We start from the raw sequence: 15,817 nt of genomic DNA, 5'->3' as shown, positions 1-15,817 counted from the left end.
GCATGGTGATGCCGCATGGCATTAATCACTAACCACTAATCATTCAATTTTAGTATTTCCGTTTATTGTTCCGGTTGTTGTTCCGGTTATTCTGGTTGTTCACTTTCGGACGGTAGTTCTGGTCAATACGTTCGGCCATGAGACGGACGATACTGTCTGTCATTTGCAGTTTTCCGTCAGAGAGTTCGGTGAGGTCATCTGAAATCTTACGGTCATCGACGGTATCTTTGTTCCATGCCATGTAGTCTTTCTTCATGTGGTTACAAATGAGCGCTATCAAGTTCTGCTTCTCTTCTCCTTCCGGAAATTCGATGGCTTTCTTTATCAGTACTTCCAGTGTACGGCCATAGTGGCGGTAGCGGATTTTGGTACTGGGGTAGGGGATGCTCTCCGGCTTGGTATTCAGATTGTCCTTGCGGATAATTTCGTACGGATAATCTATATCCAATTGGAAGTTGGCCATGATGGCAAGGTGGTCCCATAGCTTATGTTTGAAGTCGGGCACATCGCGCAGATGGGGAAACATGTTTCCCATGATGTTGATGATTGTGTTTGCGCAACGCTGGCGTTCTGCACGGTCTTCGATTGTCAGCGCGTGGTCTACCATATTCTGGATGCTGCGACCATATTCGGGTAGGGGCATCCGTTTTTGTTGAGTGTTATATTGCATCTTTAATTAGTGATTAATGTTCAACGATTAGTGATTAGGGTTTAGCGATTAGTGGTTAGTGATTAATGGGCTACGTAGTGATACCGCATGGTATTCATCCCTAATCCCTAATCGCTAAACCCTAAATAAGTTTCTTTGGCGTGCCGGCTACGAATTCCTTCAAATAGAAGGGTTCGAAATAGGCCACATCCTTGAAATCTTGTTCGGCTATTGCCTTTTCTGCCAACGGGAACATCATGCCGGCAAGCGGGCGGATGCCGTCGATGAAGTGTGCATTGGGATGCGTGATTTTCTCTTTGCATTTGGCTGCACCGTCACCGAAGAAATAGACGGGATGTTGCTCTAAAAATTCCAGGTAGGAGTTTTCGTCCACAATATCGGCTGCAATGTCGCGCACCGATTTCAAGGCACGGTCGTAGATGGCAGCATAGACTTCCATGCGGCGGGCGTCAATCATCGGGCAGAGTAATGCGTCGTTGGGCAACTCATCGTGGTAGAGCAATACCGGTACACACTGGACTTTCAGGGTTTCCAGCCCGATAAGTGGCAGGTTACGTCCATAGCAGACACCTTTTGCCATCGACACGCCGATACGCAACCCGGTATACGAACCAGGGCCGCAGCTCACGGCGACTGCATCCAACGGCATGGCATGGCTATCGGCAAAGGATAGCGCCTCGTCCACAAAGACTCCCAATGAAACGGCGTGTGAAGGGCCATTCAGGTCCTCTTTCTTGAAAACGTTCTGTCCATCCTCGCTCACGGCTACGGAGCAGGCAGAAGTGGACGTTTCAATATGCAAGATACATGACATAACTTTTATTCTTGATTTTATTGTGGCAAATTTACGTGATTATTTTCACTAATTAAAATAATCGTGTAATTTTGCGCAAAACTATAACATTATGATACAATCCATGACAGGCTACGGCAAAGCAACCGTCGAACTGCCTGATAAGAAAATCAACGTTGAAATAAAGTCGCTCAATAGTAAGGCAATGGACCTATCTGCCCGCATTGCTCCGCTTTATCGTGAGAAGGAGATGGAAATCCGTAATGAAATATCACGGAAACTGGAGCGCGGAAAGGTGGATTTCAGCCTTTGGATAGAAAAGAAAGAGAGTGCGGAAAGCGTCACTCCCATCAACCAGACATTGGTGGAGGGATATTACAAGCAGATTTGTGCTATATCAGAAAATCTAGGAATACCTGTGCCGGATGCGACGGACTGGTTTGCCACGTTACTCCGTATGCCGGATGTGATGACTAAGAATGATACGCAGGAACTGAGTGAGGAGGAATGGGCTGTGGTTTATTCGGCTGTGGAAAAGGCTGTTGGTGCGCTGGTGGACTTCCGTAAGCAGGAAGGAGCTGCCCTTGAAAAGAAGTTCCGTGAGAAGATCTCCAACATCTCCCATCTGTTGGAGACTATCGCTCCCTATGAGAAAGAGCGTGTAGCCAAAGTGAAGGAACGTATTACAGATGCACTGGAAAAGACCTTAAGTGTGGATTATGACAAGAACCGCCTGGAGCAGGAACTCATCTACTACATCGAAAAGCTGGATGTGAACGAAGAGAAACAGCGTCTTGGCAATCATCTGAAATATTTTATCAATACGCTGGAAACCGGAACCGGACAAGGCAAGAAGTTAGGGTTCATCGCCCAGGAGATGGGACGCGAAATCAATACCTTGGGCAGTAAGTCCAATCATGCGGAGATGCAGAAGATTGTCGTTCAGATGAAAGATGAATTGGAGCAAATCAAGGAACAAGTATTGAACGTCATGTAGTATCAAATAGTAAATCGTCAAATCGTAAATAATTCGATGGCAAAACTTATCATATTTTCAGCCCCTTCGGGCTCCGGCAAGTCAACGATTATCAACTATCTGCTGACTCAAAATCTGAACTTGGCATTTTCCATCTCAGCGACCAGCCGCCCGCCCCGCGGAACGGAGAAAGATGGAGTGGAGTATTTCTTTCTGACTCCTGACGAGTTCCGTCGTCGCATAGCCAATGATGAATTCCTGGAGTATGAAGAGGTATATCAGGACCGTTTTTACGGAACACTGAAGGAGCAGGTGGAAAAGCAATTGGCTGCCGGACAGAATGTAGTGTTCGATGTGGATGTAGTGGGTGGTTGCAATATCAAGAAATTCTATGGTGAGCGTGCTTTGTCTGTTTTCATTCAGCCACCTTCAGTGGAGGAATTGCGCAAACGCTTGGTGGGGCGCGGAACAGATGCTCCCGAAGTGATAGAGAACCGCGTGGCGAAAGCCGAATACGAACTGGGCTTTGCACCGAAGTTCGATACCGTGATTGTGAACGATGACCTGGAGACAGCCAAAGCGGAAGCATTGAAAGTAATCTCTCAATTCTTGAACGAATGAAACAACGTGGAGGAGTGTACAACCAGTTGGCACCGAGGAGGAAGAATAGCCCGAAGCTGAACAAGGCATTGCTAATTATTAATAGCGTTCTGTTCGTCTGCTCCCTTGTTGTGGGTGTATTGTATATACATCATGGCGAGCCTCGTTCCAGTATTTCAATGTTTCTTATCTCTGTAGTGACGATTTTCAATGCTTGGGCTGCCTGGCGTGCGTTGCAAAGACGTCCTTTGTAAGGTTGTATATGAATAAGAATAAATGAATATAGGAATCTTCAGCGGCTCGTTCAACCCGATACACATCGGACATTTGGCCCTCGCCAACTATCTTTGCGAATACGGGGACCTGGACGAAGTGTGGTTTATGGTCACCCCCCACAATCCGCTGAAGGAAGAAAACGAACTGATGGATGACAAGTTACGTTTGAAGCTGGTGCAGCTAGCCACTGAGGGTTATCCCAAGTTTCGCGCTTCCGATTTTGAATTCCATCTGCCTCGGCCTTCTTATACTGTTCATACGTTGGACGCACTGAAACGGACTTATCCCCAACACACTTTCCATCTTGTCATTGGTTCGGACAACTGGAGGCTGTTCCACCGTTGGTACGAGTCGGAACGCATTATTGCCGAAAATCATCTTCTGGTTTATCCCCGTCCCGGCTATCCGGTAGAGGCCACCTTTTTACCGCAGAATGTGCGGACAGTTTCTTCTCCGGTATTCGAAATCAGCTCCACTTTTATCCGTCGGGCCATAGAGGAGGGAAAAGACGTACGCTACTTCCTGCATCCGGCTGTGTGCGATGAACTCAAACGGATGCAGAATGAATCTTTAAACTGAAATAAATGTCTGTATTTGTACGTGTTTTCATATTTATTTCTTATTTTTGAACGTATCAACCTTGAATGCATGGAAGAGTTTTCTTAATACATAGATATTCCTTAATTTAATAATCCGCTTATGAGAAAAGAACTACTGTTACTGGGAGCATTCGGTATGCTGACGACAGCGACGCTTTGTGCGCAAGAGTTTCATTTGCAACCTACTCCCCAAGAATATATTACGCAAAAAGATTCTGTTGATATTCCCCGACAATACCAGATCCTTTCCGACAATTCCGTGCAGGACGGACCTGCGTTGCCTTTACTCCGTTCATTGATGCCGGAAGAGGTGCTTGGCGCTTCTTTCCGTGTATATATAGGAGTGAAAGGAGATAAGATTATTAAGAAATACCAACATCGGATTCCACGCAAATCCGAAGGTTATTTCCTGAAAATAGAAAAAGACTGCATCGTCATAGCCGGTGCTGACGAACGGGGAGCGTACTATGGTGTACAGACTCTTGCGCAGTTGCTTGCTTTAGACAAGCTGCCTTTGGCTGAAGTGACGGACTATCCTGATGTTCCCTATCGGGGTGTGGTAGAAGGTTTTTACGGTGCTCCCTGGAGTCAGGAGGCGCGTATACGCCAGCTTGATTTTTATGGTCGGAACAAAATGAATGTCTATATCTATGGACCAAAAGACGATCCTTATCACCGGACTCCCAACTGGCGCAAGCCTTATCCTGCTCGAGAAGGAGAAAAGTTGAAAGTATTGGTGAATAGGGCGAAGGAGAACAATGTTATTTTCTATTGGGCCATTCATCCGGGTCAGGATATTCGCTGGAATGAAGAAGACCGCTCGTTATTGTTGCAGAAGTTCGAAAGCATGTACCAGTTGGGTGTGCGTGGTTTTGCCGTTTTCTTTGATGATATTTCGGGTGAGGGGACAAAGGCGGACAAGCAGGCTGAACTGTTGAACTATATTGACGACCATTTTGTAAAAGTCAAGCGGGATGTTGCACCATTGATATTGTGTCCCACAGAGTACAACAAGTCATGGACCGATGTGGAGGGAGGCTATCTCACTACGCTTGGTGATAAGTTGAACGAGGGTATCAAGGTGATGTGGACCGGTGATATGGTAGTTGCTACTATAGATAAGTCTACGCTGGACTTCGTCAATCCGCTGCTGAAACGTAAGGCGTACATTTGGTGGAATTTCCCCGTTTCGGATTATGTACAAGACCATTTGCTGCTAGGGCCGGTTTATGGAAACGGGCTTGATATAAAAGATGATATGTCTGCTTTTGTTTCCAATCCGATGGAACATGCCGAGGCTTCCAAAATCTCTCTGTACAGTGTAGCTGATTATACTTGGAATATGGAGAATTATGATAGTGAAACTTCTTGGAAACATGCAGTCAGAGACCTTATGCCACTTCATGCCGAATATTTGGAAATCTTCGCTGCTCATAATTCCGACCCGGGACAGAATGGACATCGCTTCCGTCGTGAAGAGTCCGTTGCCATTCAGCCTGCTCTCTCTGCCTTGTTGAAAGCCTATCAAGAGAAAAACGAGATAGATGAAGATGCCTATCGGCAGGTAGCTGAGGAATGCCGGAAGATAATCGTTGCCGCTGATGGATTGCTTGCGTCGGGAAATGAGAATCGTCCGTTGATAACTGAAATAAGGCCTTGGCTCATTCAGTTCAAACAAGTGGGAGAGTATGGTGCGGAGGTGCTGAACATGATACGCCTGCGCCAGCAGAAGGATGCATTTATAGGTAGCTACGAACACGCCCGCGCCCTGCTGGTGCTGATGGGTGAGACGGATGCCCAATATAAAGCGGGCATAAAGAGCGGCAGCCTGCATCTGATGCCTACTTTCAATGCTTTGTTCGAAGCGGCGACAACGGGCTATAATGCAGCGTTCCATGCCGGGCTTGATACAAAGGCTGTTTATTCTCCCTACACGTTGAAGAGCGACGTGAATCAGTTGGCTTCGCTTCCTATTCAGCAGAAGGGAAAGGTGAATACAATTATTCCGTCCAATGAAGTCATCAACTGGCAGGCAGGCGGTGTGCTGACCATTTCGATGGATTATGCCCGCCAGTTGAGTTCGGTGCTTATCGATTTGGGAGATGCGGAGGTTGCTGATTCGAAGTTTAAACTGGAAGTAACTTCGGATGGCACAAACTGGCAGGCGGTGGATTTGAAGCCGGGATACAGAACGCAGGTGAAGGCATCTCTCAAGGATTTGAGCGTTGCGAAGATGAGGCTGGTGAATGTATCCGACACAGAGCAGAAGGTGTATTTCAAAATGTTCCGTTTTACGGAGAATTGATATGGTTCCTGATTCTTAAAATAGAGTTACGCGCCTGGGACGATGCTCCCCGTTGTTCTTAAGATCGGAATGACGGGGAGCACTTTTTTAGGAAGTTATTCAAGGCATTTGTCCAAGTCGCGGATGATTTGCTCTTTATCCATATTTTGTCCGATGAATACTATCTTCAGCATGCGGTCGCCGTATTGCTCGTCCCAGTCTCTTAGCAATCCCGGTTCTTGGCGCATCAGTTCTATCATGTCTTCTTCGGGGGCGGTGGCATACCATTGTCCGGCTTCAGTTATTTTCTTCTGTATACCTGCTTGTTCAAAGAGGAAGGACATGTCGCGGTTGTGGCTGAAGTAGCAGACACCCTTGGCGCGGATAACGCTGCGGGGCCATTTGGTAGCGACATAGTGGTCGAACTTATGAATGTCGAATGCAGGACGGCGGTAGTAGACAAATGTGCCAATACCGTATTCTTCTACTTCACCTCCTTCGTGATGGTGGTGATGACATTTCTCGTGATGATGTTCGCTTTCATGATGATGTTCATCTTCGTGATGGTAATGCGCCTCTTTTTCCTCCTCTTCGCTTACTTGTTGCTCTATGCCACGAATCCATCCGGCGGAAGTTGCGGCACGTTCAAAGTTAAAGAGGTGGGTATGGATAATCTTATTCAGGTCTACATCTGCATAGTTGCACTCTATAATTTGGGCACCGGGTTGCAAGGTGTGGATAATCTGCCTGATACGTTTTAATTCCTCGGGCTGTACTTCTGCTGCTTTGTTCAGCAGGATAATATTGCAGAACTCAATCTGCTGAATGATGAGGTTTTCTATATCTTCCTCATCAATGCCTTTGCGTGTCAAATCATCTCCGCAAGAAAATTCACTTTGCAGACGTAAGGCGTCCACCACGGTGGTAATGCAGTCTAAGCGGCAAATACCGTATTTAGTATACGCTCCTCCCATATGAGGAATGGAGCAGAGTGTTTGGGCAATAGGCTCCGGTTCACAGATGCCACTCGCTTCAATCACGATGTAGTCGAAGCGTTGCATCTTCATGATTTCGAACATCTGCTCTATCAAGTCTGTCTTCAGCGTACAGCAGATACAGCCATTCTGCAGAGCTACCAGGCTGTCGTCTTTCTTTCCCACCACGCCACCTTTCTGTATAAGGTCTGCATCAATGTTCACTTCGCCTATGTCATTGACGATAACGGCAAACTTAATGCCACGTTTATTAGAAAGGATGTGATTTACCAACGTCGTTTTGCCACTACCCAGATAACCGGTCAACAGCAGTACGGGGATTTCTATTGTATTCATAATCGTTTGGTTTGCTTCAATGATAATGGTCTTCTTTTATTAACTTCCGCAAAGTTATCTGATTTATGTGATAATGGATTGAAAAAAACAAAATTTTGTTTCTTCTATATTATTAAACAGAAAAAAGGTGAAAAGCTTTGAGCCCCTCACCTTTCTTCTGTTGTAGTTGTACTATGGCTTTTATTCTTACAGAATCCCTTGTGCCATCATAGCCTTCGCTACCTTCATAAATCCGGCCACATTGGCACCCTTCACGTAGTTTACATAACCGTCGGCTTCTGTGCCGTATTGTACGCAAGCTTCGTGAATATTCTTCATGATACTCTTCAGTTTCTCGTCTACCTCTTCTGCACTCCAGCTCAATTTGATGGAATTCTGAGTCATTTCAAGACCGGATACTGATACACCGCCGGCGTTGGCTGCCTTACCTGGAGCATACAGAATCTTTGCATCTTGGAATACGCGGATTGCTTCAGGGGTAGAAGGCATGTTTGCACCTTCGGACACAGCCATGACACCATTAGCAATTAGTTTTTTTGCATCATCTCCGTTTATTTCATTTTGAGTTGCAGAAGGCAAGGCGATGTCTGCTTTTTCACCCCAAGGACGTGCACCTTCCACATATTTCACACCCGGATATTGTTCAGCATATTCGCGGATACGTCCACGATAGAGGTTTTTCAGCTCCATGATGTAATCCAACTTTTCGCGGTCAATGCCGTCCGGATCGTATACATAACCGTCAGAATCAGACATGGTCAATACCTTACCACCCAATTCCAATACTTTCTCGGCCGTATATTGAGCTACGTTACCGGAACCGGAAATCAGACAAGTTTTGCCTTTCAAGTCAGTACCCTTAGTCTTTAACATTTCCATCAGGAAGTAGATGTTACCGTAGCCGGTAGCTTCCGGACGAATCAGCGAACCGCCGAACTCACGGCCCTTACCGGTGAAAGTACCCGTAAATTCATGAGCCAGCTTCTTATACATACCGAACATGAAACCTACTTCGCGACCACCTACACCGATATCACCAGCAGGTACGTCTGTTTCAGGGCCGATATGACGCCATAACTCCAGCATGAAAGCCTGAACAAAACGCATGACCTCAGCATTTGACTTGCCGCGCGGAGAGAAGTCCGAACCGCCTTTACCGCCACCCATAGGCAGAGTTGTCAATGAGTTTTTAAATGTCTGCTCGAAAGCAAGGAATTTCAGGATGCTCAGGTTTACAGAAGCGTGGAAACGAACACCGCCTTTATAAGGGCCGATAGCGTTGTTGTGCTGCACACGATAGCCCATGTTGGTTTGTACGTTACCTTTATCGTCTACCCAAGTAACACGGAATTGGTAAACGCGATCGGGGATGCAAAGACGTTCAATCAGATTGGCTTTGTCAAACTCCGGATGCTTGTTATACTCTTCTTCAATCGTAGAAAGAACTTCTTCTACTGCTTGATGATACTCCGGTTCGTTGGGGAACCGTCTTTTCAGGTCTTCTAATACCTTAGCTGCATTCATAATCTATTTCTTTTATTGGTTGCTACTATATATTACCTAAAACAATTCGATTTTCGGTTTGTTTCCTTTTCCTCTCATTGCGGTTGCAAAAGTACACATAAAAATGAAACGAGCAAACATTTTATAAAGAAAATGCGGTATAAAACAACAATTTTATTGTTTTATACCGCAAAATGGAATAAAAAGATATTATTTATCCTCTTTTTAGAGACTTTATGACGGGAATAAATACTAAAGCCGCCGAAATGGCAAGCGTTAGGATGATTGGACCGTCAATTCGTTCGACAGATATCAAAACAATGTAGCAAAGTGCTGCCCAAAGCAGCACAATGCAAACTATTTGGAATTTTGATAACGGTCGTCTCATTTGACTGCCTTCTTTTTGTCTACGATAGCATCGATAACTGCTACTGCAGTGATGTTAACGATATCGCGCACAGAGCTTTCAAAATCGGTAAAGTGGATAGGCTTGTTCAATCCCATTTGGATAGGACCAATCAGTTCGGCATCTGTATCCATGGCCTGCAACAGTTTGTAAGCAGAGTTTGCAGAACTCAAGTTCGGGAAAATCAGTGTGTTTACGTCTTTTCCTTTCAGGCGTGTAAACGGGTACTTGGCATCACGCATTTCGCGGTTCATGGCGAAATTCACCTGCATTTCTCCGTCAATGGCAAGGTCAGGATAGTTTTGTTGCATATAATCCACTGCTTCGTGTACACTTACCGGGCTACCTTCCTTATCCGCACCGAAGTTGGAGTAACTCAACATGGCCATTACCGGTGTATGATTGAAGAAGCGGACGGTATATTCCGACAGCTTGGCAATATCGATTAGCGTTTCGGCATTGGGATGACGGTTAATCAGCGTATCGGCCAGGAAGTATGTACCTTTTTTGGAGTTCAGGATATGCATGGTACCGAAATGCTTGTATTCCGGACGGATACCGATGACTTCCTTGGCAACCTTGATGGTATTGCTGTATTTGGTGTAAAGACCTGTGATGAAAGCGTCTGCTTCACCCGTCTCCACCATCATCATACCGAAGTAGTTACGTTCGAACATTTTGTCGTTGGCTTCTTCGTAAGTGGCTCCTTCGCGGGCACGTTTTTCAGATAGAATGCGGGCATAGCGTTCACGGCGCGGCGCTTCATCCGGATGACGCAGATTTACTATCTCAATACCTTCAAGGCTAAGGTCTAGTTCTTTTGCCAGCTTCTCGATAGCTTCGTCGTTGCCCAATATAATAGGATGACAGATACCTTCAGCCTTGGCTTCCACAGCAGCTTTCAGCATATTGGGGTGGATGCCTTCGGCAAATACCACACGTTGCGGGTTGCGGCGGGCGGTGTCGTAGAGTTGGCGGGTCAGTTTGCTTTCGTAACCCATCAGCTCGCGCAGTTGCAGGCGGTAGGCATCCCAGTCTTCGATGTCTTTGCGGGCTACACCGCTTTCCATGGCGGCTTTGGCCACAGCGCAGGACACTTCGGTGATGAGGCGCGGGTCAACCGGTTTCGGGATGAAGTATTCGGGACCGAAGGTGAAGTTGTTTACGTGGTATGCCTCGTTCACCACATCGGGCACGGGCTGCTTGGCAAGGTTGGCAATGGCGTGCACGGCAGCAATTTTCATGGCTTCGTTGATGGCTTTTGCCTGCGTGTCGAGGGCGCCGCGGAAGATGTAGGGGAAACCGATTACATTATTAATCTGGTTAGGATAGTCGGAACGACCGGTGGACATCAGTACGTCCGGACGTGCCGCCATGGCGTCTTCGTAAGAGATTTCCGGAGTAGGGTTGGCAAGGGCAAACACGATGGGATGGTCTGCCATGCTGCGAACCATGTCCTGGGTCAACACATTACCTTTTGACAGTCCAAGGAATACATCGGCGCCTTTGATGGCTTCTGCCAGAGTATGTACATCGCGACGGTCGGTGGCAAAGTAACGTTTCTGCTCGGTCAGATTCTCGCGGTCGCTGGTGATGACTCCCTTACTGTCCAGCATTAGGATATTTTCACGGCGTGCGCCGAGCGCTTCATACAGTTTGGTACATGAGGTGGCGGAAGCCCCGGCACCGTTTACGACGATTTTCACTTCCTCTATCTTCTTGCCTGCCACTTCCAGGGCGTTCAGCAATCCTGCGCTGGAGATGATGGCGGTGCCGTGCTGGTCGTCGTGCATCACGGGGATGTCCAATTCTTCTTTCAGGCGGCGTTCTATTTCGAAACATTCGGGTGCTTTGATGTCTTCCAAGTTGATACCTCCGAATGTTGGGGCAATAGCCTTGACAGCTTCGATGAACTTGTCGGGGTCTTTTTCATTTACTTCGATGTCGAATACGTCGATACCGGCATAAATTTTGAACAACAGACCTTTACCCTCCATGACGGGTTTGCCGCTGAGGGCACCGATATCGCCCAGGCCGAGCACGGCGGTTCCGTTGGAGATGACAGCTACCAGATTGCCTTTTGCTGTATATTTATATGCATCTTGCGGGTTTTTCTCAATTTCGAGGCACGGTTCTGCAACGCCCGGAGAGTAGGCGAGAGAAAGATCGGTTTGTGTACTGTAAGGCTTGGTGGGTACTACTTCAATCTTACCCGGTTTGCCTTGCGAATGGTAGAGCAAGGCTGCTTCTTTGGTTATTTTAGCCATGGTAGAATAGTTAAATTGGTTATAATTTGGCTGCAAATGTAGGTATAAAAGTTCTAAATTGTAGCTCGCTGTCAATAAAATCTATTACTTTTATCAGTTAATTAGCTTAAAATGCTTATTTTTGGCATCAGATTTTAGAGATTACCCCCATTTATTAACTTAACACATGAGTTGCATGAGAATTTTGAAACTTCCTCTGGCAGGATTATTATTTTGTGTAATGGCACTATTTGCTGGATGTAAAACGAGTAATGAACCTAAGGCACCGGTTGCTCTGACCTGGGAAATGGGTGCAAGTGACATCGAACCCGGATATTATGAGAATACCTTTATTCTCAAGAATATCTCTCAAAAACCTCTAAAAAAGAACTGGACGATTTACTATTCACAGCTTCCCCGAGGGGTGAAGCAGGAAGGAGCCTCTGAAGTGAAGGTAGAGGTAGTGAACGGTAATTTTTTCAAAATGTATCCGACAGACGAATTTGCTCCGCTGGCTCCCGGTGATTCCATGCGGATCACTTTCCTTTGCACTTACAAGCTGGACCGGAACTCCCATGTACCGGAAGGAACTTATTGGGTGGAGACTGTGGATGGTAAAGAGGGCAGTCCGTTGCCCGTGGCTTTGAAGGCGCTGCCGCTTCCTTCTCCCGAGTCAATGAGCGGCTATCCGGATGCGACTAAGATTTATGAATCCAATCTTCGCTTGGCTGGTGCTCCTGCTTTGGTGCAGTCAGACATTCTTCCGTCTGTAAAGAAAGTGGTAGCCATTGAAGGCGATAATGTCGTATTGGAAGGTAAGGTAGCTTTGGCATTTCCGGAGAACTTTGCCGGTGAAGCCAAGTTGCTGAAAGAGAAACTGACTGGTTTGTATGGTTTGGAAGTTGTCGGAAATGCTTCCGTGAAGATTGTGCTGGAAGAACTGCTTGATAGGAAGGAGGCCGTAAATGATGAATATTATACTATCAATATAGGTGACAACCTGATAAAAATCAGTGCTGCCACTCCTCATGGCATTTTTAATGGTACACAGACACTTTTGTCAATGTTGAAGGACAAGCAGACACCTTATTTGCTGGAGGCAGTCTCCATCCGGGATTATCCGGACTTGGCATATCGTGGACAAATGATAGATATTGCCCGTAATTTCACCGCTCCGGAGAACTTGAAGAAACTGGTGGATATTTTTGCATCTTATAAATTGAATGTCCTGCATTTCCATTTTTGTGATGATGAAGCCTGGCGTTTGGAGATTCCCGGTTTGGAGGAACTGACTGCTGTGGGTAGCCGTCGCGGGCATACCACTGACGAAAGCCAGTGCCTCTACCCATGTTATGACGGTGGCTATGACCCTGATGCAAAGACTGTAGGCAATGGATATTATAGCCGCGAGGAATTTATTGATTTGCTGAAGTATGCTGCCGAAAGACATGTCCGCATTGTTCCGGAAATAGAATCTCCGGGGCATGCCCGCGCTGCCATTGTCTCCATGAAGGCACGCTATAACAAATATTTTGAAACTGATCCGGGGAAAGCTACAGAATATATGTTGAGTGAACCGGAAGATACTTCACGTTATGTTTCTGTACAATATTATACGGACAATGTGATGAATGTCGCCTTGCCTTCTACTTACCGTTTTATGGAGAAGGTGATTCAGGAACTTAATGCGATGTATCAGGAAGCCGGTCTTTCACTGTACACAGTGCATTTGGGTGGTGACGAAGTGCCTCGCGGCGTGTGGATGGGCTCTCCGAAATGCCAGGAACTGATGAAGGAAAAAGGCATGACGAAAGCTCATGATTTGTCAGAGTATTTCATTACGCAAATGGCGGATGTGATGCAGAAGAACGGACTGAAATTCAGTGGTTGGCAGGAAGTTGCTTTGGGGCATACCGAAGAGGCTCATCAACAGTTGAGGGGCCAGGCTGCCGGTGTGTATTGCTGGAATACTGTACCGGGCTCTGATGAAGTGGTTTATCAGACAGCCAATAACGGTTACCCGGTCATCCTTTGCAACGTGGGCAATTTCTATATGGATATGGCTTACAATGGTCATCCGGACGAGCGTGGACTCGATTGGGGAGGTTATGTGGATGAGTCTGTCTCTTTCTCTATGCTTCCTTTCAGCATTTATCGTTCGCTGCGTGTGGATATGGCAGGCAATCCCATTGATTTGAATAATGCGGAAAAGGGGAAGACTGCTTTGACAGAGATAGGCAAGAAGCATATTATGGGTGTACAAGGGCAATTGTTCGCCGAAACTATCCGTAGTTTTGATGGCGTGGAATATCTTCTTTTCCCAAAAATATTAGGGCTGGCAGAACGTGGCTGGAATGCCCATCCGGTATGGGAAAATTTATCCGATATACGGGAGGAGCAGGCTTTCAATCAGGCTTTGGCACTTTATTATGAGAAAATCAGCAAGAGTGAAATGCCTTATTGGGCAAAGAATGGGATTAACTTCCGCTTGCCTCAGCCGGGATTATTGGTAAAAGATGGAAATCTGTATGCTAATGTGGCCATTGATGGTGCTGAAGTACGTTACACAACTGATGGTTCGGAACCTACTGCCCAGTCAACCTTATGGAAAGAACCGGTGAAGTGTGGTTCCCTGGTAGTGAAAGCAAAGACCTTCTACCAAGGCAAGGAAAGTTTGACGATTATATTGAATGTTGAGTAATAGAGAATATTGAAATGAAAAGGGAGTGCATTGTCCGAAAATGCACTCCCTTTTGTTTATTCCTTTAGGCGTTCAGCGCTTGTTCTATATCCGCAATAATATCCTCTGCATTCTCTATACCTACCGAGAAGCGAATCAGGTCGGGGCGTACACCTGCCTCCATCAGTTGCTCGTCTGTCAACTGGCGGTGTGTATGGCTGGCTGGGTGTAGCACGCAAGTACGTGCATCGGCCACATGAGTCACAATGGCCGCCAGTTTCAGTGAATCCATAAACTTGATAGACTCTTCCCGTCCGCCCTTCAAGCCGAAGGTGACAACGCCGCAAGAGCCGTTCGGCATGTACTTCTGTGCCTGCTCGTAGTATTTGTCGCCCGGCAGACCACAATAATTCACCCAAGCCACTTTGTCGTTCTGGGCAAGATACTCGGCTACCGCTTGTGCATTCTTGCAATGTTGGGGCATACGTAGGTGCAGTGTTTCCAGACCCAGGTTCAGCAGGAATGCGTTTTGTGGAGACTGGATGCTGCCCAGGTCGCGCATCAGTTGGGCTGTAGCCTTGGTGATGTAAGCCATTTTGCCGAAGGCTTTCGTATAAGTCAGTCCGTGGTAAGACTCGTCCGGGGTGCACAGTCCGGGGAATTTGTCGGCGTGTGCATCCCAATCGAAGTTACCGCTGTCTACAATGGCTCCACCTACGCTGGTGGCATGTCCGTCCATGTATTTGGTGGTAGAGTGTACTACGATGTCGGCACCCCACTCAAACGGACGGCAGTTGATGGGGGTAGGGAAGGTGTTGTCCACAATCAAGGGCACGCCGTGGCTGTGGGCAATGCGGGCAAACTTCTCTATATCGAGCACTTCGAGCGTAGGGTTGGAGATGGTTTCGCCGAATAGGGCCTTGGTATTGGGGCGGAAAGCAGCGGAAATTTCTTCCTCGCTGGCATCCGGGTTGACGAAAGTGACGTCGATGCCCAATTTCTTCAAAGTTACTCCGAAGAGGTTGAATGTTCCGCCATAGATGGTAGAGGAGCAAACAAAATGGTCTCCTGCCTGGCAGATATTGAAAATGGCATAGAAGTTGGCTGCTTGTCCGCTGGATGTCAGCATAGCGGCCACACCACCTTCGAGGGCGGCAATCTTGGCGGCTACTGCATCGTTCGTAGGGTTCTGCAGGCGGGTATAGAAATAGCCGCTGTCTTCAAGGTCAAACAAGCGTGCCATCTGTTCGCTGGTATCATATTTGAAAGTTGTACTTTGATAGATGGGGAGTACACGGGGCTCGCCCTTTTTAGGAGTCCATCCGGCTTGTACGCACAGCGTCTCCGGCTTGAATTGCTTTGCCATAATGTTATCTGTTTTAAAAGTTTCTTATCTATTATCGCGTAAGTTGTCGCAAAAGTAGGGAAAAAATTATAATTTTGTGCTTAAGTA

Annotated in this window: 12 protein-coding genes; 6 read left to right on the top strand and 6 right to left on the bottom strand. The window is 46.8% G+C overall.

Annotation, left to right across the window (positions count from 1 at the left end):
* Positions 1–49: 49 nt before the first annotated feature.
* Together DWZ03_RS06875 and tsaB are read right to left on the bottom strand one after the other, a co-directional pair.
* Entirely contained in the window at positions 50–670 is a 621-nt protein-coding gene (locus tag DWZ03_RS06875; protein ID WP_005826977.1) for a DUF4290 domain-containing protein, read from the bottom strand.
* A 121-nt stretch (positions 671–791) separates the two neighbouring features.
* Positions 792–1,484, bottom strand: a complete 693-nt coding sequence (tsaB, locus tag DWZ03_RS06870; protein WP_117652716.1) for a tRNA (adenosine(37)-N6)-threonylcarbamoyltransferase complex dimerization subunit type 1 TsaB — start codon at positions 1,482–1,484, stop codon at positions 792–794.
* Between the two features lie 91 nt (positions 1,485–1,575).
* Here tsaB and DWZ03_RS06865 point away from each other — a divergent pair, with 91 nt between their 5' ends.
* From DWZ03_RS06865 to DWZ03_RS06845, 5 genes are all read left to right on the top strand, one after another.
* A complete protein-coding gene (locus tag DWZ03_RS06865) occupies positions 1,576–2,460 on the top strand; it encodes a YicC/YloC family endoribonuclease (RefSeq protein ID WP_008665165.1) in 885 nt (294 codons plus the stop codon).
* 36 nt (positions 2,461–2,496) lie between these two features.
* A complete protein-coding gene (gene gmk / locus DWZ03_RS06860) occupies positions 2,497–3,060 on the top strand; it encodes a guanylate kinase (RefSeq protein ID WP_016272958.1) in 564 nt (187 codons plus the stop codon).
* Positions 3,057–3,293, top strand: a complete 237-nt coding sequence (locus DWZ03_RS06855) for a hypothetical protein (RefSeq protein WP_005826972.1) — start codon at positions 3,057–3,059, stop codon at positions 3,291–3,293. The genes gmk and DWZ03_RS06855 overlap by 4 nt, the downstream gene beginning before the upstream one ends.
* 22 nt (positions 3,294–3,315) lie before the next feature.
* On the top strand, positions 3,316–3,894 hold the full coding sequence (nadD, locus tag DWZ03_RS06850; protein ID WP_005826971.1) for a nicotinate (nicotinamide) nucleotide adenylyltransferase: 579 nt from the start codon (positions 3,316–3,318) through the stop codon (positions 3,892–3,894).
* Positions 3,895–4,014: 120 nt separating this feature from the next.
* Positions 4,015–6,219 carry a beta-N-acetylglucosaminidase gene (locus DWZ03_RS06845; protein WP_117748905.1) on the top strand — a complete coding sequence of 735 codons (2,205 nt, stop codon included), beginning with the start codon at positions 4,015–4,017 and terminating at the stop codon, positions 6,217–6,219.
* Positions 6,220–6,314: 95 nt separating this feature from the next.
* On the opposite strand, the gene DWZ03_RS06840 is transcribed toward DWZ03_RS06845, so the two are convergent.
* The 3 genes from DWZ03_RS06840 to DWZ03_RS06820 form a co-directional block, all read right to left on the bottom strand.
* Entirely contained in the window at positions 6,315–7,529 is a 1,215-nt protein-coding gene (locus DWZ03_RS06840) for a GTP-binding protein (RefSeq protein WP_117748906.1), read from the bottom strand.
* Between the two features lie 186 nt (positions 7,530–7,715).
* Positions 7,716–9,053, bottom strand: coding sequence for an NADP-specific glutamate dehydrogenase (locus DWZ03_RS06835; RefSeq protein ID WP_005826963.1), 1,338 nt, complete (start codon positions 9,051–9,053; stop codon positions 7,716–7,718).
* Positions 9,054–9,416: 363 nt separating this feature from the next.
* The gene (locus DWZ03_RS06820; protein WP_120129349.1) at positions 9,417–11,705 is read right to left on the bottom strand and encodes an NADP-dependent malic enzyme; all 2,289 of its coding nucleotides are present in this window, start codon (positions 11,703–11,705) and stop codon (positions 9,417–9,419) included.
* A gap of 175 nt (positions 11,706–11,880) precedes the next feature.
* Between DWZ03_RS06820 and DWZ03_RS06815 the strand changes: the two genes are divergently transcribed.
* On the top strand, positions 11,881–14,385 hold the full coding sequence (locus DWZ03_RS06815) for a family 20 glycosylhydrolase (protein WP_120129346.1): 2,505 nt from the start codon (positions 11,881–11,883) through the stop codon (positions 14,383–14,385).
* Positions 14,386–14,449: 64 nt separating this feature from the next.
* Here the strand turns inward: DWZ03_RS06815 and DWZ03_RS06810 are convergent, their stop codons facing one another.
* Complete coding sequence (locus tag DWZ03_RS06810; RefSeq protein WP_005826957.1) at positions 14,450–15,730, bottom strand: O-acetylhomoserine aminocarboxypropyltransferase/cysteine synthase family protein; 1,281 nt, start codon at positions 15,728–15,730, stop codon at positions 14,450–14,452.
* Positions 15,731–15,817: the final 87 nt, after the last annotated feature.

It is taken from the genome of Bacteroides sp. AF29-11, assembly GCF_003602895.1.
GTDB classification, from domain to species: Bacteria; Bacteroidota; Bacteroidia; order Bacteroidales; family Bacteroidaceae; genus Bacteroides; species Bacteroides uniformis.
This window is presented reverse-complemented; position numbering and strand designations above follow the sequence as displayed.

Bases quoted from the DNA above. Each gene is read 5' to 3' on its own strand.
- DWZ03_RS06875 (WP_005826977.1), bottom strand. From the start codon at position 670: ATGCAATATAACACTCAACAAAAACGGATGCCCCTACCCGAATATGGT.
- tsaB (WP_117652716.1), bottom strand. From the start codon at position 1,484: ATGTCATGTATCTTGCATATTGAAACGTCCACTTCTGCCTGCTCCGTA.
- DWZ03_RS06865 (WP_008665165.1), top strand. From the start codon at position 1,576: ATGATACAATCCATGACAGGCTACGGCAAAGCAACCGTCGAACTGCCT.
- gmk (WP_016272958.1), top strand. From the start codon at position 2,497: ATGGCAAAACTTATCATATTTTCAGCCCCTTCGGGCTCCGGCAAGTCA.
- DWZ03_RS06855 (WP_005826972.1), top strand. From the start codon at position 3,057: ATGAAACAACGTGGAGGAGTGTACAACCAGTTGGCACCGAGGAGGAAG.
- nadD (WP_005826971.1), top strand. From the start codon at position 3,316: ATGAATATAGGAATCTTCAGCGGCTCGTTCAACCCGATACACATCGGA.
- DWZ03_RS06845 (WP_117748905.1), top strand. From the start codon at position 4,015: ATGAGAAAAGAACTACTGTTACTGGGAGCATTCGGTATGCTGACGACA.
- DWZ03_RS06840 (WP_117748906.1), bottom strand. From the start codon at position 7,529: ATGAATACAATAGAAATCCCCGTACTGCTGTTGACCGGTTATCTGGGT.
- DWZ03_RS06835 (WP_005826963.1), bottom strand. From the start codon at position 9,053: ATGAATGCAGCTAAGGTATTAGAAGACCTGAAAAGACGGTTCCCCAAC.
- DWZ03_RS06820 (WP_120129349.1), bottom strand. From the start codon at position 11,705: ATGGCTAAAATAACCAAAGAAGCAGCCTTGCTCTACCATTCGCAAGGC.
- DWZ03_RS06815 (WP_120129346.1), top strand. From the start codon at position 11,881: ATGAGAATTTTGAAACTTCCTCTGGCAGGATTATTATTTTGTGTAATG.
- DWZ03_RS06810 (WP_005826957.1), bottom strand. From the start codon at position 15,730: ATGGCAAAGCAATTCAAGCCGGAGACGCTGTGCGTACAAGCCGGATGG.